Raw genomic sequence first — 25811 nt, 5'->3', positions numbered from 1 at the left:
TCCTTTCGAGAAATAATTGTGAAACGTTTGCTTGTGGCATAACGTGGGACAAGGAGTTTGGATTTTGAAAGAAACTGGCAGGTGATAAGTAGGAGAATGGTCACCGTTGTGCCATACGCGGGTAGTCCAGGCACACTGAAAGATTCATGGCTTCACCTGACTGGTCAATTCATGACACTCATCGAACGGCCTTTCGACATCACGCGTCTCGAAGACGAATGGCTCGAGGCGGACGGCTTCGGCGGTTTCGCGTCGGGCACGGTGGGTACGCTGCGCACGCGCCGTTATCACGCGTTACTGCTGAGCGCCCCGCGCGCGCCGGGCGGGCGCGTGGTGCTCGTCAATGGCGTGGAGGCATGGCTCGAGGCGGACGGCCAGCGTTATCCGCTGAGCATGCAGCGATATGTGCCGGACGTGATCTATCCGGACCTGACCACGCGTCTTCTTGCGTTCGGCACCGAGCCGTGGCCGACATGGCGCATTCAGATCGACGCGCATTGGGTGTGCATCGCTGAGACGTTCGTTAGCAAGGCGGCAGGCGAGACGGTGTTGCGCTGGCGTCTGGAAAGCGCGGAACGCACTGCACTTCCCAACGCGTTCACGTTGAAGGTCCGGCCTTTGCTTTCGGGCCGCGACTATCATGCGCTGCACCATGAAAATCCCGCGTTCAACTTCAACGCGCAGACGAGTGGCGATCAGGGCTGCGTGAGCTGGCAACCGTATGGCGACCGGCCGGTCATTCGTGCGGCAACGAACGGCACTTACCTGCACGCGCCTGATTGGTATCGCAACTTTTGCTATGTGCGCGAGCGGGAGCGTGGCCTTGACTTCAGCGAGGACCTTGCGACGCCTGGCGTATTCAGCTTCAATCTTGCCGATGGCGACGCGGTGATGATTCTCAGCGCGGCGGCCGCAACCAGCGCATCGGCAAACGCGGAGCCAGCCGCCGCCCACGCAGCGGAACTCGGAAGCATCGAGCAACAGCGCCGCGCGACGCTCGGCTCACGCCTGCAACGCTCCGCCGATGCCTACGTCGTCGCGCGCAACGAAGGCCGTACGATCCTCGCGGGCTTCCCGTGGTTTACCGACTGGGGCCGCGACACCTTCATCGCAATGCGCGGTTTGCTGATCGCCTCGGGCCGTCTCGACGAGGCTGAAGCCATCCTGCTCGAATGGTCGGCCACGCTGTCTGAAGGCATGTTGCCGAACCGTTTCCCAGACTACGGCGACACGCCGGAATACAACTCGGTCGATGCCTCGCTGTGGTTCGTCGTCGCCGTACACGACTATCTCGTCACGCAGCACGCCGGCGCCGCGACACGCGAGCGGCTGCAACAGGCGGCCGAAGCGATTCTCGCCGGCTACACGAACGGCACGCGCTTCAACATCCGCGCTTCTACCGCCGACGGTCTGCTCAGTGCCGGCGTACCTGGCGTGCAACTCACGTGGATGGATGCGAAAGTCGACGGCTGGGTGGTCACGCCGCGTATTGGCAAACCGGTCGAAGTGCAGGCGCTCTGGATCAACGCGTTGCGCATTGCAGCAACGTGGAATGCGCAATGGCAGGCGCCCGCCGAGCGGGCGTTGCGGGCATTTCATGAGCGCTTCGTCGATCCGGCCACGCACGCGCTGTTCGATAACGTGGATGTAGACCACGTTGAAGGCGCTATCGACCGTTCGATTCGACCCAACCAGATTTTTGCGGTAGGCGGTCTGCCGTTTCCGCTACTCGAAGGCGCGGCGGCGCGCGCGGTGCTCGACCAGGTCGAGGCGCACTTGCTCACGCCGCTCGGCTTGAGAACGCTCGCACCATCCGCTCCCGCTTATCGCGGGCACTACGGCGGGTCTCCGCTCGAGCGCGATGGCGCCTATCATCAGGGAACTGTCTGGCCGTGGCTGCTCGGCCCGTTTGTCGAAGCATGGTTGCGGGTCCATGGCGCCGAAGCGGATGCCGGCGCGCAAGCGAAAGCGCGTTTTCTGGACCCGCTGTACGCGCAGCTCGATCACGCCGGCCTCGACCACCTCAGCGAAATCGCCGATGGCGACGCCCCGCACGTGCCCGCCGGCACGCCGTTTCAGGCATGGTCGCTAGGGGAGTTGCTGCGCATTCAACACCTGCTTGCCCATTGGACGACCGCCGCCGCCTAAACCGCGCTACGATGAGTGTCCCACCGCCAGGCCTGACGCAAGGATGTCGACATGCCACCGCTGCGCGCTGCCAATCTGCTCGCCACTATTGAAGGCTCCCGGCTGCATTCGGCTGATTGTGCGCATTGGCAACGCTGGGGGCCGTATCTCAGCGAGCGGCAGTGGGGCACGGTGCGCGAGGATTACAGCGCGAACGGCACCGCCTGGGACTACTTCCCACACGACCATGCACGCAGCCGCGCCTACCGTTGGGGCGAGGACGGCATTGCCGGTTTCGGCGACGACAAGCTGAGCTGGTGCGTTTCGCTCGCGCTATGGAATCGCAAAGACCCGATTCTCAAGGAGCGTCTGTTCGGCCTCACCAACGCGCAAGGCAATCATGGTGAGGACGTGAAGGAGCTGTACTTCTACGTCGACGGCACACCGACGCATTCGTACATGCGCATGCTCTACAAGTACCCGCATGCCGCCTTTCCATACGACGACCTGATTCAGGAAAACGCGCGCCGGGGCGGCGACATGCCGGAGTACGAAATTCTCGATACCGGCGTGTTCGACGATTTGCGTTACTTCGACGTCCAGGTCGAATACGCCAAACACACACCCGACGACATCCTGATGCGCGTGACGATCGAGAATCGCGCGGACCAGGCTGCCTCGCTGGATGTGCTGCCGCAAATATGGGCGCGCAATTCGTGGTCGTGGAAGGAGAACAAAGGCAAACCCTCGCTCGTCGCCGGCACGGACCACGACGGCGACGCGCATGTGATCGGGCGTCAGCAGGGCCATGAGCCGATCGTCGTTACGGCGTGGTCGAAGGACGCGCCGCAGGTCACGTGGCTCTTCTGCGAGAACGACACCAACGTCAAACGTCTCTTCAACATGGACGGCGCAGGTCCGTTCAAAGACGGCTTCAACGATTATCTGGTGAACGGCGACGAGCAGGCCGTGCGCCGCGACGCGGGCACCAAGGCCGGCGCCCATGCGCCGATCGAGCTTGCTCCGTATGGCCGCGCCGTGGTGTACCTGCGCTGGCGTCCTGAGTCGAGTCCCGACGCCGTGCCGCTCGATGCCGATGCGGTTTTTGCGCGCCGTATCGCCGAGGCGGACGAATTCTATGGCGCGCTGCAACACGAGATCCACGATCCCGATGCGCGTCTCGTGCAGCGTCAGGCGCTCGCCGGCATGCTGTGGTCGAAGCAGTACTACCAATACGACGTGCAGCGCTGGCTCGACGGCGATCCGCTGCAACCGAAGCCGTCAGCCGATCGCAAACGCGGCCGCAATATCGACTGGCGGCATCTGTGCAACGCGGACATTGTGTCGATGCCGGACAAATGGGAATACCCGTGGTACGCATCGTGGGATCTGGCGTTTCATGCGGCCGCGTTTGCACTGATCGATCCGGCGTTCGCGAAACGGCAACTGCTCCTGCTCATCAAGGACCGCTATCAGCATCCGAACGGCCAGATTCCCGCCTACGAATGGGCGCTCGGCGACGCGAACCCGCCCGTGCATGCATGGGCCGCGTGGCGCGTGTATGAGATCGACCGCGTGCTCACCGGCAAGCCGGATCGCGATTTTCTCGAACTTGTCTTCCACAAACTGCTGCTGAATTTCTCGTGGTGGGTGAACCGCAAGGATGCCGACGGCCACAATATTTTCCAGGGCGGTTTTCTGGGCCTGGACAACGTTGGGATCTTCGACCGCTCGTCGCCGCTGCCGACCGGCGGCCACATCGATCAGGCCGACGGCACCGCATGGATGGCTGCGTATGCGCTCGACCTGATGCGTATCGCGCTCGAACTCGCGTATGAGAACCACGTGTTCGTGGATATCGGCGTGAAGTTTTTCGAGCACTTCCTGTTCATCGCCGAGGCGGTGAGTTGCGACGACGGTTGCGACACGGGCTTGTGGGACAGTCAGGACGAGTTCTTCTACGACAAGCTGCGCCTGCCCGACGGCAGCAACGTGCCGATGCGGGTGCGTTCCATTGTCGGCCTGATTCCGCTGTTCGCCGTGCACGTGCTCGAGGAGCGCCTGCACGGCGGCTTGCCAGGCTTGCGTGAACGGCTGGTCTGGTTCCTCGAACATCGCCCGGATCTGGCGAAGCTGGTCTCGCGCTGGAACGAGCCAGGCAAGGGCAACGCGCTGCTGCTCTCGCTCTTGCGTGGGCATCGGATGAAAGCATTACTGCGCCGTGCACTCGACGAAAGCGAATTTCTTTCCGATCATGGCGTGCGGGCGCTCTCGCGCTGCCATCGGGACAACCCGTTCGTGTTCAATCACAACGGGAGCAGTTTTTGCGTCAAGTATTTGCCTGCCGAATCCGATACGCGCGTATTCGGTGGAAATTCGAACTGGCGCGGCCCGGTGTGGATGCCGGTGAACTATCTGCTGATCGAATCGCTCTACGAATTTCACCGCTATTACGGCGAGGATTTCCGCGTCGAGTATCCAACCGGATCGGGGCAGAAGTTCTCGCTTAGCGAAATCGCCGATGAACTGGCGCGCCGGGCCACGACGCTGTTCCTCAAGAACAGGGACGGTGAGCGGCCCGTGATGGGCGCCTATCCTCTGCTACAGGCGGACCCGCGTTCGCGCGATCTGATCCTGTTTCATGAGTATTTTCACGGCGACACGGGGCGCGGCGTGGGCGCGTCGCATCAGACCGGCTGGACGGGGCTGGTTGCGTTGCTGTTGCAACCGCGCGCGATGGCCGCGTCGGGCAATGTGCCGTTGGCGGGTGAAGCGGATCCGGCGCCGCATTCCGCGTCGGCTGTGGCGCAAACTGCGGCGCCGGCAGGCGCGAGTGCGACCGCGCCTGCGCCGGAACACGCCCACGCATCGACGAAATAGCACAAGGATTGAGGAATCCCATGTCGACTACACCGAATACTGCAGCATCCGATCACGCCGCCGCCAGTCAACGACCGAGTTGCAAAGTCAGCGCGAGTCCGCACGACGCGCCCGCATCGCCGGCCGGCAAGCGGCCCGCGCCACCTTGCACTCTGGTGATCTTCGGCGCGGGCGGCGATCTAACCCGGCGGCTCCTGACGCCGGCGCTCTATAACCTGGCGGTGGACGGCCTGCTCGACAACGCCATGAAAATTGTCGGCGTGAATCACGGCGAGCGCGAGACGAGCGAGTGGCGCGAAGATCTCCATAAATCCCTGCAGCAATTCGCCGCCGACAAAGCCAGCACGTTCCACGCCGGCACGCTCGACGACAAGGCGTGGGACTGGGTCGCGCAGCGCCTCGAATACATGGCCGGCGAATTCGAAACCGACGACACCTTCACGAAGCTCAAGCAAAAGCTCGACGCAACGCCGGGCGGCAACGTGATCTTTTACCTTGCGGTCAGCGCGCGCTTTTTCAAACCGATCGTCGAGCATCTCGGCAAAGCGGGCCTGTTGAAAGAAGGGGGTGACGGCAGCGGTTTCCGCCGCCTCGTGATCGAGAAGCCGTTTGGTACCGATCTGGCCTCGGCGCGCGATCTGAACGCGCATGTGCTGTCGTATGCAAAAGAATCGCAGGTGTATCGCATCGATCATTTTCTCGGCAAGGAGACCGTGCAGAGCATTCTTGCGGTGCGTTTCGCCAATGCGCTGTTCGAGCCGATGTGGCGGCGCGAATATATCGACAGCGTTCAGATCACGGCGGCAGAGACGATCGGCGTGGAAGGGCGCGGCAAGTTTTACGAGCAGACGGGCGCGTTCCGCGACATGCTGCCGAACCATCTGTTCCAGTTGCTCGGCATGGTCGCCATGGAGCCGCCCAACTCGTTCGACCCTGAGGCCGTGCGCGACAAGAAGGCCGAAGTGTTCGACGCGATCCAGCCGTTGACGCCGAACGACGTGGTGTTCGGCCAATACGAAAAAGGTCCGGCCGGCGTCGGCTATCGTGAGGAACCGGACGTCTCCCCCGGCAGCACGACGGAAACCTATGCGGCGGCGCGCGTGTTCGTCGAGAACTGGCGCTGGGCCGGCGTGCCGTTCTATTTGCGTACCGGCAAGCGGCTCGCGGCGCGTCGCACAGAAATTTCAGTGCAGCTGAAACCGGTGCCGTTCCGCCTGTTCCGTGACACGCCCGTCGACGCGCTCACGCCGAATGTGCTGACCTTGCGCATCGATCCCGCACACGGCACGAGCTTCGACTTCAACGTAAAAACGCCGGGGCCGGTCATGCAGGTCGGCGCGGTGCAGTCGTCTTTCGACTATGGCGATTTTTTCGCGGAACGCGCCAACGTCGGCTACGAAACCTTGCTGTACGACTGCATGCTCGGCGATGAGACGCTGTTCCAGCGCGCCGACAGCATTGAGACGAGCTGGTGCGCCGTGGACGACGTGCTGCATCCGCGAGCCGGCGGCGCGCTGCCGGTGCACGGTTATGCGGCCGGCAGCGAGGGTCCCGCGCAAGCGGATGCGCTACTGGCGCGCGACGGTCGCGCATGGCGTCCGCTGAAAAGAGAAGCAGTCCAGAAGAAGTAACTCAAGAAGCAATCCATCGAGCCGCACCAACATCATCGGGGGGCACCGTGGCGACGCGTAAGACGAAAGTGAAGAGCAGTACCGAGCAGATCCTGGCGATCGATGTCGGCGGCACCGGCCTCAAGGCCGCGATCATCGACGCTAACGGCCAGATGACGACCGAACGCGTGCGTGTCGCGACGCCGCATCCGTGCACGCCGGATCAACTGGTGGACGCGCTGGCGAAGCTGGTCGCGCCGCTCGTCGAACAGGCGCCACCTACGCTGATGTCGATCGGCTTTCCTGGCGTGGTGCGCAACAACCGCATTCTGACCGCGCCGCACTTCGGCGTGGAAGGGTGGCACGACATACCGCTGGCCGATTCGCTGGCGCAGCGCCTGGGCGGCTTGCCGGTGCGCATGATCAACGACGCCGAGATGCAGGGCTTTGCCGCCATCGAAGGTCACGGCCTCGAATTCGTGCTGACGCTCGGCACGGGTGCGGGCACGGCCATGTTCCGCGACGGCGAGCTGATGCCTCACCTCGAGCTTGCGCATCATCCGGTCAGCAAGAAGGGCGTGGCTTACGACGAATACATCGGCGAGGCTGCGCGCGAGAAAGCGGGGAATAAACGCTGGAACCGGCGCGTTCACAAGGTGATCGGCATTTTGGCGGCGCTGGTGAATTACGACAAACTGTGGATCGGCGGCGGCAACGCGGCGCGTCTCAAGTTCGATTTGCCGGCGAACGTGGCGACCGTTTCGAACGACGCGGGTATCGAAGGCGGCGCGCGCCTGTGGCATCCGCGCTCCTTGCGCGAGACGCGGCAACTGCCGGAGGCGAACGAGCGGGCGGGCCGCTTCAAGTGAAGTCTGACCAATAAACGGGAAGAGGTGACCAGGGATGATGCACAGCAATCAACGGGGTTTCGTGCGACGCCTGCTCGCGGCCGGCGTGTTTGCCGCGCTGTCGTGTGCCGCGGCGCATGCCGGCGCGGCGGATGCCTTCGTGGTTGCCTCGCCGGGTGTGGCGGATGGCGGCACGGTGGATTCGAGCCATGCGTCGAGCGCCAATAATTGCGGTGGCAACAATGTTTCGCCGGCGCTGCAATGGCGCAACGCGCCGGCCGGCGCGAAGAGCTTTGCAGTGACCATCTTTGATCCAGACGGCGCGAAAGGCCTCGGGATTGTGCACTGGGTGCTGTATGGGCTGGCACCCTCAATCACCTCGCTCGACGCGGGCGGTCCCCAGCCACCTGGCAGCGTGGACGGGGTGAACCAGTCGGGCGGTACCGGGTATCGCGGACTGTGCCCGACGGTGGGGGACAATCCGCATCACTACCTCGCGCAGGTCTATGCACTCGATCTGCCGCCCGACGCACTGCCGCCCGGTTTGACGAGAGACGCTTTGCACGCTGCGATCAAGGGGCACGTGCTCGCGGCAACGAGCACGGTCCTGCGTTACGGGCGATGAATCTCATGGCTGATAGCGCTTAACGCGCCGCATCGCCCCAGCGGTATGCCACGCTGGCCTCGTCGAGCTGTGTCTTGATCTGGGCGTCGAGCACGAGTTCGGAGGCCGCGAGCGTATCGCTCAACTGCTCGGCGCGGCTCGCGCCGATAATCGCCGACGTGATGAGCGGATTCGCCAGCACCCAGGCGAGCGAAACCCGCGTCAACGATTCGCCGGTTGGCGCCACCATCGCTTTCAGTTGCTCGATCGTTTCGAACTCGCGCTTATGCCAGTACCGCTCCTGGTACATCGCGCCGGCCTTGCCGACGGTCTCGGTGAAACGCCCGGACGCCGGTGCGGCATCGTGCTTGTGCTTGCCCGTGAGCAGGCCGCCCGCGAGGGGGTTATACGGCATCACGGCCAATTGCTCTTCGGCCGCGAGCGGCAGCAGTTCCCGCTCGATCTGGCGGAACAGCAGGTTATAGCGAGGCTGCACGGACACGAACCGCGCCACGCGCAATACATCCGCGCGGCCCAAGGCGCGCGCCAGCCGATACGCGAGAAAGTTCGATACGCCGATATAGCGCGCTTTCCCTGAACGCACGATCACGTCCAATGCTTCAAGTGTTTCGTCGAGCGGCGTGTGAGTGTCGTCGGAATGGAGCTGGTACAGGTCCACGTAATCGGTGCCGAGGCGCTTCAACGAGGCGTCAATGGCGTCCAGCAGGTGTTTGCGCGATGCGCCTTGGTCCCATGCGGAAGGCCCCATTTTGCCGACGGCCTTGGTTGCCAGAATGAAGCGGGCGCGTTTGCCCTTCAGCCAGCGCCCGACAATCTCCTCGGTGCGGCCGGCAATGCCTTCGCCGCCGCCGAGCGGATACACGTTGGCGGTATCGATGAAATTGACGCCGGCGTCCGCTGCCGTATCGAGAATGCGGTGTGAGACATCTTCTTCAGTCTGCAGGCCGAAGGTCATCGTGCCGAGGCACAGGCGCGAAACGGTCAGGCCAGTGCGGCCGAATTGGCGGTATTGCATGGTCACTCCGGGAATGGACGGAACAGTTCGATACACGGTGTTGCAAAAAGGATAAACGGAGTTGCGATTTGGTGCTGGCGGGGATTGCTTTTGATTGTTATTAAATTGAAAGAATATCGATGGCGCAGTCTCTGGTTAGGGTATTGAAAGAAATTCGTTTTAATACCTTAGACATTACAAATGAGTAATAAATTGGCTTCGCGATCGCGTCGAAGTTTACGTATTCCATTCAATCGTAACGAGAAGAAACAATTCTGTTACGAGGGGTAATGCTTGCCGTGATTGATGCGGCTTTATGCGTGTGGAATGATAGCGATTCTCATTTAACCATCAGCCAGCCATCCCGTCGTTTGTGCCGCGAGCACAACTCCGGCAGCCAGCCAAATGCGGCTTTGTCATTGATTCCATCTCAGGCATGCGAATCCGGCAAGCGCACCTCTGACGGGATTTCCCATGTTCAACCACACGCCGCTTGCGACCGCGTTAGCGCTAGCTTTTGCCGTTCCTTTTGCGACACCGGCCGTCGCGCAGACCGCTCCGCAATCCGCTTCGCAAACCGCCACGCAGCCGTCGAGCGCCAACTCCGCGGCGAGCACACCCACTGACAGCGGCAACCTGCCGACGATCGGCGTCGCGGCGCAGGCCGAGCAACAGGACTTCCAGGCAGAGCGCTCGACCGTCGGCGCGAAGACGCCCACGGCGTTGCGCGACATTCCGCAGACCGTGACGGTCATCAACAAGGCCGTACTGGAGACGCAAGGCGCCACGTCGTTTCAGGACGCGCTGCGCAACGCGCCTGGCGTGACGATCGGCGCGGCCGAAGGTGGGCAGATCGGCAACAACATCAACCTGCGCGGCTTTACCGCGCAGAACGACATCTATCTGGACGGCTTCCGCGACCGCAACCAGTACTATCGCGACACCTTCGACCTCGAAGAGCTCGAAGTGCTGTACGGACCGTCGTCGATGCTGTTCGGCCGTGGCTCGACCGGCGGCGTGATCAACCAGGTCAGCAAGAAAGCGAACCTGAAGGACTCCGCGGAAGTCACGGCCATGGTCGGCACGGACGACCGCTATCGCAGCACGATCGACGTGAACCATAAACTCACGGATACCGCCGCGATTCGCCTGAACGCATTCGGCCAGAGCCTCGGTTCGACGCGTGATGTGATGAAGAACAAGGACTACGGCATCGCTCCGGAAGTGCGCTTCGGAATCGGCACGCCGACTGAAGTGACGCTGTCCGCGCTGATCCAGCACAACTACGACATGCCTGACTACGGCGTGCAGGCGTTGAACGGCCACCCGTCGCCGGTGCCGAAGAACACGTTTTACGGGCTGACTACCGACCGCACGATTCAGGACGTGCAGACGTTCACCGCCGCGATCAAGCACAAGTTCTCCGACGCGCTCACGCTGACCAACCAGACGCAGTTTTCGCACTCGCTGACCGACGCGCGCGAAACCGCGCCGCAAGCGGTATTGACCGGACCGCTCGCCTCGAGCACGGCATTGACGAACGGCAATTACACGACACTCCCGCCGTCGCAACTGTTCATCAAGTTGCAGAGCCATGACCGCGTGATCGAGAACCACTCGCTGTACAACGACACCACGCTCGAATACAAATTCGATACCGGGCCGCTCAAGCACGACCTGATCGGCGGCATCGAGCTCGGACACGACAGCTATACGAATCAGGCCTACACGCGCAATAACCTGCCGGTCGTGACGATGCTGAACCCGGCGTATCTGTCGTCGCCTGCCGGTGTGACCACCACGGTCGGCAACCACGCCGATTCCGGCTCGAACGAAATTGCCGCCTACCTGAACGACACCGTGTCGATCGGCCAGCACTGGAAGGTGATCGGCGGTTTGCGCTGGGATCGCTTTCAGGCGCAGATTCACAACTCGATCAGCCTGCCGGGCTATGCGGCTCAAACCAACTTCTTCACCAGTGTTCGGGCCGGTGTGATTTATCAGCCGACCGACTGGCAGTCGTATTACGTGTCGTATGGCACGTCGTTCGATCCGTCGCTCGAAGCGTTGACGGTCACCAACCTGACGCAGAATCTCGCGCCGGAGTCGACCCGCTCGTATGAAGTGGGCGGCAAGTGGGACCTGCTCGGCGGCAATCTGTCGGTGACGTCCGCGTTCTTCCGCGAGGAAATGAACAACGCGCGCACGCAGGTCTCGCCGACCGAATACGAACTCGACGGCGACGTTCGCGTCGACGGCTTCCAGGCCGGCGTGACGGGCCACATCACCGACAGGTGGCAGATTTACGGCGGCTACACGTACATGGACGCCATCATCCTGAAGGCGCTCGACGGCACGCAGGGCCACGTGCCGGCCAACACGCCGCGCAACACGCTGACGTTGTGGACCACGTACGCGCTTACGCCGCATTGGGAAATCGGCGGCGGTCCGACCTATATGTCGCCGCGTTATGCGTCGAACACGAATTACGTGCAGGTGCCGGGCTACACGCGTTGGGATGCGACCGCCGCGTACCACGCGAAGCAATACGACATCCGTCTGAACCTGCTCAACCTGACCAACAAGCAGTACTACGACGCGCTGATTCCATCTGACGGCGGCCGCTCGGTGCCGAGCGTCGGACGCACGTTGCTGGCGACGTTCGACTACCGCTTCTGATACGCACCGCACTGATGCGGTAGGCTTGCCGGTTGCGATATCGCAAGCCACCGCGAAGGAAACACTATGCTGCTGCACATTCCGAATGTCCTGAACGCCGAACAACTGCGCTTCGTGCGCGAGCGGCTCGATCAAGCCGGCGACGCGTGGGTCGACGGCCGAGCCACCGCCGGTTATCAGGGCGCGCCGGTCAAGCGCAATCAGCAGATTGCCGAGCACACGCCGATTGCGCGTGAGCTTGGCGACGTGATTCTGGGCGCGATCGAGCGGCACCCGCTGTTCATCAGCGCGGTGTTGCCAAACCAGGTGTACCCGCCGCTCTTCAATCGCTACGAGGGCGGCATGCAGTTCGGCAGTCACGTCGACGGCGCGGTGCGGGTGCTGCCCAACGGCGTGAAGCTGCGCACCGACGTCTCGGTGACGTTATTCCTATCCGACCCCGCCGACTACGATGGCGGCGAACTCGTGATCGAGGACACCTACGGTGTGCAGCAGGTCAAGCTGCCGGCCGGCGACATGATCGTCTATCCGGCCACGAGTCTGCATCAGGTCACGCCGGTCACGCGCGGCGCGCGGCTCGCCAGTTTCTTCTGGGTGCAAAGCCTCGTGCGCAGCGACACGCAGCGTGCGATGCTGTTCGATATGGACACCGCCATTCAACGCTTGAACGCGACGCAAGCTGACGATGCCGCGCGCCGCAGCCTCATTGGCATTTATCACAACCTGTTGCGAGCCTGGAGCGAAACGTAGGCGTGCCCGCGGCAAGCGGCTTGAGGCATGAGTCGAACATGGCGTGACCCCCGCTGGCCGGCCAGCGGGAAAGCACGCGCTCGCGCTAGAATTCTTGCAGACCACCACCATGACAGGTTCTGCCGGAAGCCGCCCATGACCCTACCCGCCAACGAAGTTGACGCCGCTCTCATGACGCGGCGTTCGATTCGCGCATTTCTGCCTGCGCCGGTGCCGCGCGGCGACATCGAAGCCATTCTCGAAGCGGCCAGTCGCGCGCCCTCGGGTACCAACACGCAGCCGTGGAAAGTCTACGTGGTGACGGGCGGGTCGCTCGCGCGTCTTTCACGGGACCTGGTTGCGGCGCACGACGATCCGCAACGCGACGCGTTGTATCAGGAAGAGTACCGGTACTATCCGTATCAATGGGTTTCGCCGTACATCGACCGTCGCCGCAAGATCGGCTGGGATCTGTACGCCTTGCTCGGGATCGAAAAGGGCGACAAGGGGCGCATGCACGAACAGCATGCGCAGAACTACCGCTTTTTCGGCGCGCCGGTGGGCCTGTTTTTTACCATCGACCGGATCATGGAGCGCGGCAGCTGGCTCGACTACGGCATGTTCCTGCAGGCCATCATGACGGCGGCTCGCGGGCGTGGCCTCGATACCTGCCCGCAGGCCGCTTTCACGCCGTTTCATCGCGTGATTGCGGGGCATCTCGGCTTGCCGCCCGAAGAGCAATTGGTGTGCGGCATGTCGCTGGGTTTCGCGGATGAAAACGCGCTGGTCAACACGCTGCGCACCGAACGCGAACCGGTTGAACGGTTCACGCGATTTCTCGATTGAGAGTGAGTGATCGAGACCGAAGCAGGCCCTCAATTTCCATCGGACCATCATGACAACATCGCGCCGCCATTTTCTGATGCTCAGCGCGGGCATGGGCTCAGCGCTCGTGCTTGCCCGTGCCGCCTACGCCGAGGCCGGCAACACGCTCAACGAGGCCGATCCGAAAGCGCAAGCGCTCGGCTACCGGGAAGATGCTTCCAAGGTCGATAAAGCGAAGTTCCCGAGCTATGCGGCCGGACAAACCTGCGGCACCTGTTCGCTGTTTCAGGGCAAAGCCACCGACGCCTACGGAGGTTGCACGCTGTTCGGCGACAAGCAGGTCGCCGCGCGCGGCTGGTGCAGTTCGTACACGAATATGTGAGCGTGTAGGCGGCGCGCGTTCAGCTAAACGCACCGCCGTTCCCCGCGTTCGCGCACACGCCGGTTTCAAACGCAACGCTGGTCACGTCAACACGCTCAGCACCAATTCGTGCGAGCGCCCGATCCATATGGCCGCGTCGCGGTGATCGCCTAGCGCGTCGCCGGTATTGGGGTGCACGAAAATATCGAGCGTGCCGTGATTCAGCGTGAGCCAGCCGATCAGCGCGGCGAACTGCTCCTGCGTGAACGCGAGTTGATACGACCACATGGGATGCGGCCCCACGGGGCGCTCGTGAAAGCGGCCGAGTTGCAGCTTGCCGCTCCAGTGTGCTTCGATTTGCTCGCGAAAGGCCCACGCGGCGTCGCGGCTGTTCGAATCGAAATAGACATGGGCGTGCCAGCTTTCGATGGCGGAAGTGTCGCGAAGCGTCATGGCGGTGTCCGGTGCAAAGTAGTTTTTTCCAGTCTTCATTCTGCTTCAGTTTTCCCGCGGGCGTGTGCCCAAGTCTGAAGAATTAGCCCTGTTACAGCGATCCGGCAAACTGACCTGCCAAATCCCCTCGCTTCGACCAATTGCATTCGCGTGTGCTCACATAAACTGTTTTCCATGGAGCGACAAAACACCGCGCCCATCGACGCGGTTTCCCCCCGCGTTGTTTTTGAACCGTACCGTTGATCGCAGTTTGCCGCGGTTGTGCCACGCGGCAGGGCAGTAGAGCAGTCGGTAGTAGAAGCAAGAAGAACAGCGCGCGGTCCGCGTAATTTGCGCGCGAATCAGCAGGGGGTTGCAGCCAGGTGATGTTGAAGGCGAGGACCGGGCTGTGATGCAGTGAGCAGTTCCAGCAACGAAGTTTTTGTTCCAGTAACGAAAGTTTTTTGTAGCAACCGTTCCGGCAGTAACCGCTTTAGCAGTGGCAATACGAGCAAGAATAGTTTTAGCAGTGTAGTCAGGTAGTCGCTTTGTTAGTTTGTGGTGGGGTTTAAGTCGGCAAGCATCCACGCGCGAGTACGACTGTTCCATCCTGTCAAACCCTGTTCCCTCGCGGGAACAGGGTTTTTTTTCGTCGCGGTGCGCGGCACGGCTTGCAATCGGCGATTTCGCACCGATATCCCGGTGTTGCATTTTTGCTGTTGGCGGACGACACCGCCCAAGCGGCCGGCCGCGTAACGTGAGATGCTGCACGCGATCAAACCGTGCGGCGTTTAAGTCTGTCTTAATAGTTGCTTGCCATGATGGTTGCACAGACTCAGATCAGGGGCCTGTCGAGCCGCCGGCGTATCGGCGGCATTTGCCGCCGGAGAGCAGAAGAATTCGGTGGCGAAGCCGAGAGTTAGTGAAGGAGGTAGAACCGATATGTCCAATAAATCGCGAGTCCGCAAGCACCATCAGCCGGCCATGTCCCCGCTGCTGCGCGCGTTGACCTATAGCCGCACCGCACACGAGCCGGTCACCACGGCGATGCTCCTGCAGTGCTACACCGCCCTCGATGCATTCCGGCGCGGCCACGGGTCGCGGAATCTGCACATGACCTTGAGCCGGCATTTGCTGGTGTCGCAAGAACTTGCGCACCTCGGCCTCGGCGAAGACTTGCTGTCCGACATCGAAAGCGCGCACGCGGCAATGGTTCGCCTCGACTCCCGCGAACATGAAAGCGGCGTGTGGGTACTCGATGACGGCGACTACGCCCGCGTGTGCACGGCGCTGGCAATTCTGGATGGACAACTGTCCGTGGCATCGCTGAGCGAGATTGCGAGCGCGGAAGCGAAGATGATCGAAGGATTGATGAAGTCCGTGCAAGTGCAAGCGCTGGCGGAAGCCGCACACTGAGCTGCACGGCTTTCTCCCGTCTCGCTCGCGCAAATGAAAAACGCCCTGCCGGGCGTTTTTCATTCAGCTGCACTGACACGCCGCTTATCGGCCTCAGTCGTTGTACTTCGTGATGTCGTAGTATGAGATTCCATTCTGCCCGCCGCTCAACTGCACGAGCCGCGAACTGCCCGCCACCAGCGGCGGGAACGGACAATTCGTGCAAGTCTGCACGCCTAGCGAATTCACTCCAGCGCTGACCGTCGTCTGATATTGACCGAACGTGGTGTTGTTCGGCGCGCCGACGGAGAAGCCGTCTACTTCAACGCTCGCACCTCCGGTGCTCAGGCCGGTCGCCTGAATCTGCACGGACGTCACCGGATACGAGAGATTCTGTCCATTCACGAGGCTCGACCACGTCACGCTCATCGCGTACTGCGTGCCGGCGAGCGAACCGCCCGGCGTCAAAAATTGCGTGGCGAAGTCCGGCAGCAGCGTCGGCCATGCGACCGAACTGCCTGCCGCGGCGCTCAATGGGCTGCCCGGATTGATGATCGACGACTGGCCGAGTTGCGCGCCGTTCTTGTCGTAGAACGTCACCGTGTAGGCCGAATAGAGCGGCACGCTGCTCGCATCGAGTGATTGCGCCGCGTAGTAGCCGCTCGCGGACGGCGCCGTGAAACTTGCCGCCGATGAAAGCGATTGCCAGGACCAGCGGTACAGCGACGTATTGCTGCTGGTCGTGGCGGGCGAGACCGGTGCGGCGCTCAACGGCGTGTTCGACAGCGCCAGCGTGCTGCTGCCGACGGCATTGCGCGGCATCAGCCATACCGGCGCGGCGAGACCGGGCCCGGTGACGGACGCCGAATACACCGTCGGGTTGGCTGCCGTCGGAATGGCAATCGTCAGCCCTGACTCATAACGATTCACGTCGTTCAGCCGCGAATCGAGGAAGGTGCGCCGCGCGATTTGCGAGTTGATCGACACGGCGAACTGCGATTGATTGCCGATCAGATCCCACCCAAGTTGCGTGCCGCCCGCGAGCGTCACCGGTGCGGCGAGTTGCTGCGCGATGCTGTAGAGCACGCCTGCCACCGTGCCGCTCGCGAGCGTGAACGGCAACTGCACAAGCGCCTGCTGCTTGCCGTTGCGCGTGAAGAAGGCGAGCGTCTTCGGCGAACCGAATACGGCGCCGGTAAAGAGTGCATCCGTCAGACCGTGGCCGGCGGCGAGATCGGTCGAACCGTTTTCCAGGAACGTGGTGTCGATGGCCGGCGAGCACGACGTATTGAGCGTGCCGTTCGCGGCGCACGTGGTCAGCAACGCGGCGAGCGGCTCCAGGTAGTTCGCCGCCGCGGGCGGCGCTGCCAGCGCCACGGATTGCGAGGTCTGGTTGTTCAGCGCGACGGTCGTGCCAGGCGCCGCGTTCGAGAGCAGCGACAAACCGCCGTTAGAGCCTGTGACGAGCGACACGGTATCGATGACCGCATCGGCGCCGGTATGGTTCGGCGTGAACGCCACGCCGATGGGATCGAAGCCAGCCGACTGCAAGCCGTTCTGCACGAGGATCTTGGCCAGTATCGTGTCGAGCGTGATGGTGGCGATCTGCACGGACGGCAAGGTGACCTTGGCGAGCGCCGTGCTGGACGCGAGGTCGGTCGGGTTGCCCGAGGCGGTGAGCATGGCGGCGATCGCGGTGGTCAGCGTGGTGACGTTGACCACGGCCGGCGCCGTGCCCGTGCCGGCCGGCAACTGGGCGAGCACGGAGACGAGCGGCGCGGAGATCCCGCTGGCGTCAGTGGCGACGATCAGGAACGGCGCGGTCATACCCTTCACCGAAATCGTGTACGCGCCTTGCGAGTCGGTGGTCGCGGTGGCTTGGGCGCCGGTCGCGTCGAACAGCGTGACGGTCGCGCCGACCCGCGCGTTGCCGGAGGCCACCGTGCCGCTGACGGCGCTCGCCGTCACCGCCGGTGTTCCCGCGGACGATGAGCCGGAACTGCCGCCACTGCAACCACCAAGCTGGAAAAAGGCCAAAGCCGCAGCAGCAGCGACGCCGGTGCGTACCAACGATTGATGCATGAATTTCCCCGATATTCTGTTTATTCGTTTGGCGTGTTATGCCAGCCAATATTGCCGACAAATGAGCGTATCGCCTGGCGCGCCCGGCCCTAAATAAAAAGCGGATTATGTGTGGCTGCCAAGCGATGAACGGCAATTCCACAGTGATCTTTAGCGCGTTGGGAGAATACTTTAAAAGCGCCGTTATCGTGTCGGCCGCGTCGGCACAAACCGTATGCCGCGTGAATATTACGAGTCTCCGTAAGGCGGGCGACGGACCCCGCGCCAGTGCTGGAGCGCGCGCCGGAGCGGGTTTGCCGGAGCCTTTCACGCTTGTTAGACTGCCTCTCGCCAACGTACCGCAAGCGCGCTTTTTGCTGTCATGCGCCTCCATGGCGCTCACGTCTGCGGCGCAATCAATGGGAGACGTCATGTCTTATATGCTGCTTGTCATCGAAGACCCGAACCAGCGCGCCGAACGCGGTGAAGCGGCGGGCCGGGAAGTTTATGACCAGATGGTGCGTTTCTCCGCCGATCTGAAAGCGCGCGGCAAACTGGTCGCGGTCGAATCGCTCACTTCATCCAGCGACGCCGTGCGCGTGCAGGTGCGCGGCGGTCAGCCGAAACTTCTCGACGGTCCGTTCGCTGAAGCCAAGGAAATGATCGGTGGCTTCTTTCTGCTCAATTGCGAAACCCGCGAAGAAGCCGTGGCGATCGCACAAGCCTGCCCGGCGGCAACGTGGTGCACCGTTGAAGTTCGCAAACTCGGACCTTGTTTCATCTAGGTGGTCTGCGCATCGTTGGCGGTATTTGACTTGGGGTTTTCCCTGGGTAATCGACCGGTCTGTCGATCCGGCCGCGCGTTGCTCGTCGTGTGAGTAAGAAGCCCGCCAACGTGCGCGGCTTTCCCCCTCACCACGAAAAAGGAGTAACGGCGATGCGATTCATGATTCTCGTCAAAGCGACCGCCGCCAGCGAAGCCGGCGTGATGCCGGAAGCGTCCCTGATAGCCGCGATGGGTGCGTACCACGAGGAGCTGGCCAAAGGCGGCGTGCTGCTCGACGCCACCGGCTTGCAGCCGAGTTCGAAAGGCTGGCGGGTGCGCTATAGCGGCGGCAAGCGGTCGGTGATCGACGGTCCGTTTGCCGAGACCAAGGAACTGATTGCCGGCTACACGCTGATCCAGGTGCGCTCGCGTGAAGAGGCGATGGAATGGGCGCGGCGCTTTCCGGCGCCCTTCGGCGAGCAGGCGGACGGTGAAATTGAAGTGCGTCAATTGTTTGTACTCGACGACTTCGAACCCAGCCCCGAACTGGACCGGTTCCGCGAACTGGAAGCCGGCAAGCGCTGACACTGCCACGCCGCCTTCACACACATCGATACGGCTCCATCAAATCGAAAGGATTCGTCATGCTCAAGACCCTGCTGATCGCAGTGGTCGCCGCCATAGGCCTGGTGCTGGTCTACGCGGCGACGCGCCCCGATAACTTTCGCATTGAACGCAGCGTGCGCATCAAGGCGCCGCCCGAGCGCATCTACGCGCTGATCGACAACCTTCATCAGTTCAATTTGTGGAATCCGTTCCTGCGCAAGGACCCGGCGGCCCAAGGCACCTATAGCGGCACGGAGAGCGGCAAGGGTGCGCGCTACGCGTGGCAAGGCGACAAGGTCGGCGTGGGGCAGATGGAGATAGTCGGTACGACCGAGCCCTCGAGCGTGACGCTGAACCTCGATTTTCTGAAGCCGTTCGAAGCGCACAACATGGCCGACTTCACGCTGAAGCCAGACGGGGACGCCACCGAGGTCACCTGGGCGATGCACGGACCCGCGCCGTTCATGTCGAAGCTGATACAGGTGTTCATCAGCATGGACAAGATGGTCGGCAAGGATTTCGAGGACGGCCTGAACAATCTGAAAACGCTCGCCGAGGCGAGCTGAACCTGAGCAATGGATGCCATCATGCATAAGCAGATTTACGTCAATCTCGCGGTCGGCAATCTCGACCGGTCGAAAGCCTTCTTCAGCGCGATCGGTTTCAGCTTCGACCCGCAGTTCACCAACGAGCAGGCGGCCTGCATGATTCTTGGCGAAAACCTCTACGCGATGCTGCTGGTCAAGGACCTGTTCAAGTCCTTCACGCGCAAGTCGCTGTGCAATCCGAAAGAGAGCACCGAGGCACTCGTGGGCCTCTCCTGCGAAAGCCGGGAGGAGGTGGATACGCTGGTCGCCAAAGCGCTTGCCGCTGGCGGCAACGTGCCGCGCGCGCCGCAGGACTACGGTTTCATGTACGGGCATGGCTTCGAGGATATCGACGGCCATATCTGGGAGCTCATCTACATGGACCCGAACGCCAGCAAGGCGGGTTGAGCCAGTGACCACGGCAGCCACTCACCGTGCCATCGAGGCCGTCTGGCGGATCGAGTCCGCCAAGGTCATCGCCCACGTCGCGCGGATCGTGCGTGACGTGGGGCTCGCCGAAGAGCTGGCGCAAGACGCGCTGGTGGCGGCGCTCGAACATTGGCCTGACGCGGGCGTGCCCGACAATCCGGGAGCGTGGCTGATGGCGACCGCCAAGAACCGGGCCCTCGACCGCTTGCGGCAGGAAGCGCTGCATGCCCGCAAGCGCGAGGAGCTGGGTCACGATCTCGACGCGCAGGAGGCCCATCTCGTGCCGGATTTCGTCGATGCCCTTGATGCCGCACGCGCCGACGACATCGGCGACGACTTGCTGCGGCTGGTATTCACCGCGTGCCACCCGGTGCTGTCCACCGACGCGCGCGTCGCGCTCACGCTGCGCCTGCTCGGCGGCCTCACCACGGACGAAATCGCGCGTGCGTTTCTCGTGCCGGAGCCGACCATCGCGCAGCGTATCGTGCGGGCCAAGCGCACGCTCTCGGCGGCCAAGGTGCCGTTCGAGGTGCCGCAAGCGGACGCCCGCGCGCCGCGGCTCGCCTCGGTGCTGCAGGTGATCTATCTGATTTTCAACGAAGGCTATTCGGCGACCGCCGGCGACGACTGGATGCGGCCGTCGCTATGCGAGGAAGCGCTGCGCCTCGGGCGTGTGCTGAGCGGCCTCGTGCCCGGCGAAAGCGAGGTCCACGGGCTGGTCGCGTTGATGGAGATTCAGGCGTCGCGCATGCATGCGCGCACCGATGCGCAGGGCCGTCCGGTATTGCTGCTCGATCAGGATCGCGGCCGCTGGGATCCGCTCCTGATCCGCCGCGGACTCGCCGCGCTCGAGAGCGCGCATGCGCTGGGCGGCGCGAGCGGCCCGTATGCGCTGCAGGCGGCGCTCGCCGCGTGTCACGCTCGTGCCCGCCGCGCGGAGGACACCGATTGGGCGCAGATTGTCGCGTTATATGACGCGCTGGCCCAGGTCGCGCCTTCGCCGGTGGTCGAGTTGAACCGCGCGGTGGCGGTGGGGATGGCGTTCGGCCCGGCGGCTGGTTTGGAGATTGCCGATGCGCTGGCGAACGACCCGGCGCTTGCGAACTATCACTGGCTGCCAAGCGTGCGCGGCGATCTGCTGGCGAAACTCGGACGTGTTGAAGAGGCGCGCACGGAGTTCGAACGCGCCGCTGGGATGACGCGCAACGCCCGTGAGCGCGAGTTGTTGCTCGAGCGTGCGCATGCCATGACGCATTGAGCGGGCGGCGGTTTACCGTATCAACTGCCGCACGCCCAGCGCGACAATCAGACCGCCGCACGCGCGATCTATCCACGCCTTGGAGCCCCGGTATGCGGTCGCAATCCGCGAGTGCGACAGGGTGAGCGCGACGAAGCTGTACCAGCTGCCCGCGACTACGCACACCATGCCGAGCATCGCGATGAACGTGCCCACGCTCACATGCGCCGGTGTGGCGGCGGAGAACACGGCCGCGAAGAACGCCATCGACTTCGGATTCGCGATGTTGGTCGCAAAGCCTTGCGCGAACGCTTGCCGGAAGCCACCCGCCGACGCATTCGGGCTTGCCGCCGGCTTGCCGGCCGAAGCCTTGACGATCAGACGGCCGCCGAACCAGATCAGGTAAGCGGCGCCGGCCACCTTGACCGCCAGCGCGAGCCACGGAAAGGCCGCGAACACGATACCGACGCCAAGAATCGCGCAGCTTGCCCAGAACAGATTGACGAGCACGATGCCGCCGACCACGGCCAGCGCTTCGAGTCGCGTCGCCGACGCGGCCTTGTGCGCGACCGCGACAAAGTTCGGGCCGGGAATGACCACGCCGGCCACATAGACGGAAAACACGCCCAGAACGGCAGATCCATCAATCATGCTTCACTCCTTCATACGCGCCGCGCGGCCGGCGAATGCGGCAGCGCGGCGATTCACTTCACTGATCAAGCCGAGAAAAACGCCATCACGCCGGTTATCACACCCGCGCCCGCCACCGCGAACGACAGATTACGCAGCCATTTTTTGCGCGTCAGCAACGTGATCGCGCACAGTGCGATGGCAACCTGGATCAGCGTGGTGGCTTGCGCCCAGCGATGATGGCCGTGCAGCAGCGCTTCGCTTTTGGCGTCATTATCCGCGACTTCCTTTTCGATCGCTTCGGCCTTCGCGCGGATCGGCTCTTTCTGCGTCTTGTACTTGTCGACGTCGGCGAGGAATTTCTTGCGCGCATCGGAGTTGGGGGCGGACAGCGCCGCACCGAGATCCGCGAGATTCTCTTTCTCGCCCTTCGCCTGATAGTAGTTCCACTGGTTCGACGCCTCGGTCTTCTTGATGGCGGCTTCGTTCTTGTAGTACAGCGCCAGATTTTCGCTGTTGCCGCTCTGGTACGCCAACAGCGCGCCGATCGTCGCGAGGATGGCCGTGATCACGGCCATGCGGCTCGCAAACGGATCCGCGTCGTGATGGCCGGGGTGTTCCACGGCATGGTCGTGCGGACCATGCACTTCATATTCTTCAGGCATCTGATTCTCCGAGGCAAAGCTTTTCTTTTTGTCACCGCGCGGCGTGTGAGTCCGGCGGGCTCAATCTTAGCGTGTGACGCCTCTTGACGGAAAAGAGGGCCTGTTAGCAGATGCAAGTGCTTGATACATGTCCGGCCATTGCGTGGAGTGCGGCGGCCGCTTGCTTGTCAATGAATGCCGCCACGCCCGCCGGGCGCGAGAGCGATTACATCGTGACGACGACCCGGCCACGTGTGCCGGCGGCCACTGCTTCGTAGGCTTCGCGAGCGCGTTTGAGCGGGAAGGTCTGCGCGATGGCCGGGCCGGTCAGCTTGCCGCTCTCGAAGCCCTCGACCAGTGCGCTCATCAACGGCGCGGAGTCCGCGACGCCGAGCTTGGCGCTATCCACGCCGAGCAGTTGGGTCTCGTTGTGATAGAAGTCGATCAGATCGAACTCGACGCGGCGCTTGCCCGTGCCGCTGATTTCCAGCACGCGGCCGCGTCGCTTGACGAGACTCAGCGCGGTTTCGAAGGCCACGCCGCCGACCGTGTCGTACACCACGTCCGCGCCCGCGCCGCCGGTCAGCGTCTTCACACGCCCGGTGGCGGTTTCGTCGAGTGGCACGTAGTCGTCGATCAGGCGGCCGGCCGGCGTATTCGCGTCGAGCGGACGACGATCCACGGCGATGACGCGCGCGCCGAGCGCTTTCGCGATCTGCACGACTGCGCCGCCCACACCGCCACCCGCGCCGATTACCGCGATGGTCTCGCCCGCTTGCAGGTGCGCGTATTCGACCGTGCCAAGCCAGGCGACCACGAAGTTCACGCCGATCGCGGAGGCTTGGGCGTGGTTCAGCGTTTTGGGTTTGCGCGACAGAGCAGCGAGCGGGACCTTGATGAATTCGGCGTGCGTGCCGTCGCGCGTGAAACCGATATCGCCGCCGGTACCCCACACTTCGACGCCGAGCCATGCTTGCGGACCATCCACCACCACGCCGCTGAAGTCGCGTCCGGGTGTGCGCGGCAAGACCGTGTGCCCGAAATGCCCGGCGACGTTCTTGACGTCGCTCGGATTCACCGAGGCTGCCTTGATTTGCACGACGGCGCTGTCCGCATCGGCTTCGGGCTTCGGCAGATCGACGTAGTCGAGCACTGCGGGGTTGCCGAAGGACTTGAACTGGATGGCTTTCATGGTGCGTTGCTCCGAGTGGATCTGGGCTGCCTCGCGGGTGGGCTGGCTTTGGGCACGGCGGGTCGGTTCGCGATTCATGCATGAGGATCGCGAACCGCGTCGGTCCGTGGGCGAAGCATAGCGCGAGGCGCGGGCCGACCGCTATCCGCGCGCCTTGACGAGGGCGGCTGGATTGGCGCTTTGCGTATCCGGATGCGCTGCCCTGCGTTTAGGTCCGATGGCCCATCAGCATCAGCAGCAAGGACAGGGTCGCGATCGACCCTACCGTCGACAGCAGGATGGTTCGCGAGGTGATGTGCGCCTCACGCTCGTAGTACTCGGCGAGCATGAAGGGACCGGTGCCGGTGGGCAGGGCGGCCAGTATCACCGCCATTTCGACCAGCGCGGGCGAGAGCTCGAATACGCGCGCCGCGAGCCACCACGTCAGCGCCGGCTGCAGCAGCAGCTTGACGCCGGTCACCAGCAGGGCGACGCCGCGCGCGCCGGTTTCGGACGGCCGTTTTTCCGCGAGGAACAAACCCAGGCTCACCAGCGCGCACGGACTCGCCGCGCTGCCCAGCAGCTTCAGGAAGGTCTCCGCGCTCGGCGGCAATGCGACATGGAGGCTGGCAAACAGCACACCCGCGATGGGCGACGCGATCAACGGATTGCGCGCGAGCGAGCGCAGCACCTTCAGACCGAGCTTGTGGGGCGTGCGCTCCGTCTGCAGGCCGACTTCGATCAGCACGATCGCCAGCGCGAACAGCACGCACGTGACGAGGATGGTGGCGATCGTGGTCGGCGTCTGGCTGGCCGGCCCGAACGCGATCATGCCCAACGGAAAGCCGATGTAGCCCGTGTTCGGGTACGACGCCGCAATTGCATCGACGCTCGCGTCGGCCAGATGCCGGCCGTTCATCAGGCGCATGGCGAGGATCAGCGCGAACATGCTGGCGCACGCAATCGAGAAGGTGGCGACGAAGGCCGGCTGATAAAGCTGCTGCCAGGTGGCGTGCGCCATGATGTCGAACAGCATTGCCGGCAACGCCAGCCAAACTACGAACCGGTTCAGTTCCGAAGCCGAGTTCGGTCCAAGCACGTTGCGCCGGCGGCATGCAAAGCCCGCGAAAATCAGGCCGAAGACGGGGAGCAGGATTTCGAGCGTGGCTAACATCGGTGAAGAAAGCTGGGCGGAAGCGCGATTCGCCAGCGTAGTAGTTTGCAGCGATACAATCCAATACTGTTTATCGCGTCGAACAATACCTTTTTTGCATCGTCATCTGGCGTGAGCACAAATTGATTGATATCAAACCGCTGCGCTACTTCGTGACGCTGGCCGAGACGCGCCATTTCGGCCGGGCGGCGGCGCGTCTGAATCTGTCGCAGCCGCCGTTGAGCCGGCAACTGGCGGCGCTGGAGGCGAGCGTCGGTGTAACGTTGGTCGAGCGCAGTCCGCGCAGTGTGACTTTGACCGCGGCGGGCGAGCGCTTCTATACCGATGCCAAGGCGATTCTCGCCGCGGTGGAGCAGGCGGTCAGCAATGCGCAAGCGGCCGCGCACGGCGACACTGGCAAGCTGGCTATCGGCTTCACGATGTGTTCGGCGTATAACGTCGTGCCTGGCTATGCGCGCGCCTTCGGCGCCGCGTTTCCGGAGGTCGCGTTGAATTTGCGCGAGGTCGTTTCGAACGATCTGGCTGCGCAGGTACTTACCGGCCAGATCGATGCGGCGATCATGTTTCCGAACGTGCGGGACAAAGGACTGGCCACGCGCACTGTCGTGCGCGAACCGCTGTGTGTTGCGCTATCGCGCAACCATGCGCGAGCCCGCGCGCGGCGCTTGAAGATTTCTCAACTGGCGGGTGAGCCGTTCGTGCTTGCATCCGAGGAAGCGGCCTCCACGCTGCGCGCGGCCATTGTCGACCATTGCCGCTCGGGCGGCTTTGAACCTGACATACGCTTCGAGGTGCAGTTGCAGCAGACGGTATTGGGCCTCGTCGACGAAGGAGTGGGCGTGGCGCTGGTGCCGGCGTCGATGCGCAAGGCGCAACTCGCGGGAGTGGTATTCCGGCCGCTGGTGGATGCGCCGCTGATCGAGCAAGTGATTGCCTGGTCGCCGGCGAATCGCAATCCGTGTCTGGCGAGGTTTCTGGAAATGGCTTGAGGGTGGGGCCGA

General features: G+C 63.1%; 23 protein-coding genes. 16 read left to right on the top strand and 7 right to left on the bottom strand.

Annotated elements, in window-relative coordinates; genetic code table 11:
• Positions 1-171: 171 nt before the first annotated feature.
• The 5 genes from A6V37_RS06330 to A6V37_RS06310 are packed head-to-tail and all read left to right on the top strand — an operon-like array spanning position 172 to position 8090.
• The gene (locus A6V37_RS06330; RefSeq protein WP_064285861.1) at positions 172-2148 is read left to right on the top strand and encodes an amylo-alpha-1,6-glucosidase; all 1977 of its coding nucleotides are present in this window, start codon (positions 172-174) and stop codon (positions 2146-2148) included.
• Between the two features lie 51 nt (positions 2149-2199).
• The gene (locus A6V37_RS06325) at positions 2200-5007 is read left to right on the top strand and encodes an MGH1-like glycoside hydrolase domain-containing protein (protein ID WP_064271251.1); all 2808 of its coding nucleotides are present in this window, start codon (positions 2200-2202) and stop codon (positions 5005-5007) included.
• A gap of 20 nt (positions 5008-5027) precedes the next feature.
• Positions 5028-6638, top strand: a complete 1611-nt coding sequence (gene zwf / locus A6V37_RS06320; RefSeq protein ID WP_064271252.1) for a glucose-6-phosphate dehydrogenase — start codon at positions 5028-5030, stop codon at positions 6636-6638.
• 47 nt (positions 6639-6685) lie between these two features.
• Positions 6686-7486, top strand: coding sequence for an ROK family protein (locus A6V37_RS06315; RefSeq protein ID WP_064271253.1), 801 nt, complete (start codon positions 6686-6688; stop codon positions 7484-7486).
• 37 nt (positions 7487-7523) lie between these two features.
• The gene (locus A6V37_RS06310) at positions 7524-8090 is read left to right on the top strand and encodes a YbhB/YbcL family Raf kinase inhibitor-like protein (protein WP_423213163.1); all 567 of its coding nucleotides are present in this window, start codon (positions 7524-7526) and stop codon (positions 8088-8090) included.
• Between the two features lie 19 nt (positions 8091-8109).
• On the opposite strand, the gene A6V37_RS06305 is transcribed toward A6V37_RS06310, so the two are convergent.
• Positions 8110-9105, bottom strand: coding sequence for an aldo/keto reductase (locus tag A6V37_RS06305; protein ID WP_064271255.1), 996 nt, complete (start codon positions 9103-9105; stop codon positions 8110-8112).
• Between the two features lie 453 nt (positions 9106-9558).
• Between A6V37_RS06305 and A6V37_RS06300 the strand changes: the two genes are divergently transcribed.
• The 4 genes from A6V37_RS06300 to A6V37_RS06285 all read left to right on the top strand — a co-directional run bounded on the left by A6V37_RS06300 (position 9559) and on the right by A6V37_RS06285 (position 13699).
• The gene (locus A6V37_RS06300) at positions 9559-11763 is read left to right on the top strand and encodes a TonB-dependent receptor (protein ID WP_064271256.1); all 2205 of its coding nucleotides are present in this window, start codon (positions 9559-9561) and stop codon (positions 11761-11763) included.
• 66 nt (positions 11764-11829) lie between these two features.
• Entirely contained in the window at positions 11830-12513 is a 684-nt protein-coding gene (locus tag A6V37_RS06295) for a Fe2+-dependent dioxygenase (RefSeq protein WP_064271257.1), read from the top strand.
• Between the two features lie 135 nt (positions 12514-12648).
• A complete protein-coding gene (locus A6V37_RS06290; protein WP_064271258.1) occupies positions 12649-13338 on the top strand; it encodes a nitroreductase in 690 nt (229 codons plus the stop codon).
• Between the two features lie 49 nt (positions 13339-13387).
• Positions 13388-13699, top strand: a complete 312-nt coding sequence (locus tag A6V37_RS06285; RefSeq protein ID WP_064271259.1) for a high-potential iron-sulfur protein — start codon at positions 13388-13390, stop codon at positions 13697-13699.
• An 81-nt stretch (positions 13700-13780) separates the two neighbouring features.
• Here the strand turns inward: A6V37_RS06285 and A6V37_RS06280 are convergent, their stop codons facing one another.
• Positions 13781-14131 carry a DOPA 4,5-dioxygenase family protein gene (locus tag A6V37_RS06280; protein WP_064271301.1) on the bottom strand — a complete coding sequence of 117 codons (351 nt, stop codon included), beginning with the start codon at positions 14129-14131 and terminating at the stop codon, positions 13781-13783.
• A gap of 921 nt (positions 14132-15052) precedes the next feature.
• On the opposite strand from A6V37_RS06280, the gene A6V37_RS06275 reads away from it, so the two are divergent.
• A complete protein-coding gene (locus A6V37_RS06275) occupies positions 15053-15526 on the top strand; it encodes a hypothetical protein (RefSeq protein ID WP_064271260.1) in 474 nt (157 codons plus the stop codon).
• A 93-nt stretch (positions 15527-15619) separates the two neighbouring features.
• On the opposite strand, the gene A6V37_RS06270 is transcribed toward A6V37_RS06275, so the two are convergent.
• Positions 15620-17587 (bottom strand): hypothetical protein, encoded by a 1968-nt coding sequence (locus tag A6V37_RS06270; RefSeq protein WP_064271261.1) that lies wholly within the window; start codon positions 17585-17587, stop codon positions 15620-15622.
• A gap of 410 nt (positions 17588-17997) precedes the next feature.
• Between A6V37_RS06270 and A6V37_RS06265 the strand changes: the two genes are divergently transcribed.
• From A6V37_RS06265 to A6V37_RS06245, 5 genes are all read left to right on the top strand, one after another.
• Positions 17998-18351 carry a YciI family protein gene (locus tag A6V37_RS06265; protein WP_064271302.1) on the top strand — a complete coding sequence of 118 codons (354 nt, stop codon included), beginning with the start codon at positions 17998-18000 and terminating at the stop codon, positions 18349-18351.
• A 152-nt stretch (positions 18352-18503) separates the two neighbouring features.
• Positions 18504-18917: a YciI family protein gene (locus tag A6V37_RS06260; protein ID WP_064285860.1), complete on the top strand. Its 414-nt coding sequence runs from the start codon at positions 18504-18506 to the stop codon at positions 18915-18917.
• A 59-nt stretch (positions 18918-18976) separates the two neighbouring features.
• Positions 18977-19504, top strand: coding sequence for an SRPBCC family protein (locus A6V37_RS06255; RefSeq protein ID WP_064271263.1), 528 nt, complete (start codon positions 18977-18979; stop codon positions 19502-19504).
• A 21-nt stretch (positions 19505-19525) separates the two neighbouring features.
• Positions 19526-19933: a VOC family protein gene (locus A6V37_RS06250; RefSeq protein WP_064271303.1), complete on the top strand. Its 408-nt coding sequence runs from the start codon at positions 19526-19528 to the stop codon at positions 19931-19933.
• A 4-nt stretch (positions 19934-19937) separates the two neighbouring features.
• Positions 19938-21212 carry an RNA polymerase sigma factor gene (locus A6V37_RS06245; RefSeq protein ID WP_064285859.1) on the top strand — a complete coding sequence of 425 codons (1275 nt, stop codon included), beginning with the start codon at positions 19938-19940 and terminating at the stop codon, positions 21210-21212.
• A 12-nt stretch (positions 21213-21224) separates the two neighbouring features.
• Here the strand turns inward: A6V37_RS06245 and A6V37_RS06240 are convergent, their stop codons facing one another.
• The 4 genes from A6V37_RS06240 to A6V37_RS06225 all read right to left on the bottom strand — a co-directional run bounded on the left by A6V37_RS06240 (position 21225) and on the right by A6V37_RS06225 (position 24810).
• A complete protein-coding gene (locus A6V37_RS06240) occupies positions 21225-21842 on the bottom strand; it encodes a LysE family translocator (RefSeq protein ID WP_064271265.1) in 618 nt (205 codons plus the stop codon).
• A gap of 65 nt (positions 21843-21907) precedes the next feature.
• The gene (locus tag A6V37_RS06235) at positions 21908-22486 is read right to left on the bottom strand and encodes a DUF4337 domain-containing protein (protein WP_064271266.1); all 579 of its coding nucleotides are present in this window, start codon (positions 22484-22486) and stop codon (positions 21908-21910) included.
• A 205-nt stretch (positions 22487-22691) separates the two neighbouring features.
• Entirely contained in the window at positions 22692-23657 is a 966-nt protein-coding gene (locus A6V37_RS06230; protein ID WP_064271267.1) for a quinone oxidoreductase family protein, read from the bottom strand.
• 208 nt (positions 23658-23865) lie between these two features.
• On the bottom strand, positions 23866-24810 hold the full coding sequence (locus A6V37_RS06225; protein WP_064271268.1) for an AEC family transporter: 945 nt from the start codon (positions 24808-24810) through the stop codon (positions 23866-23868).
• A 122-nt stretch (positions 24811-24932) separates the two neighbouring features.
• Here A6V37_RS06225 and A6V37_RS06220 point away from each other — a divergent pair, with 122 nt between their 5' ends.
• Positions 24933-25799 (top strand): LysR family transcriptional regulator, encoded by an 867-nt coding sequence (locus tag A6V37_RS06220; protein ID WP_064271269.1) that lies wholly within the window; start codon positions 24933-24935, stop codon positions 25797-25799.
• Positions 25800-25811 lie beyond the last annotated feature (12 nt).

This window comes from Paraburkholderia ginsengiterrae (assembly GCF_001645125.1).
GTDB lineage: Bacteria > Pseudomonadota > Gammaproteobacteria > Burkholderiales > Burkholderiaceae > Paraburkholderia > Paraburkholderia ginsengiterrae.
Note: the sequence above shows the minus strand (reverse complement) of the source record. Positions and strands in the feature narration are given on the sequence as shown.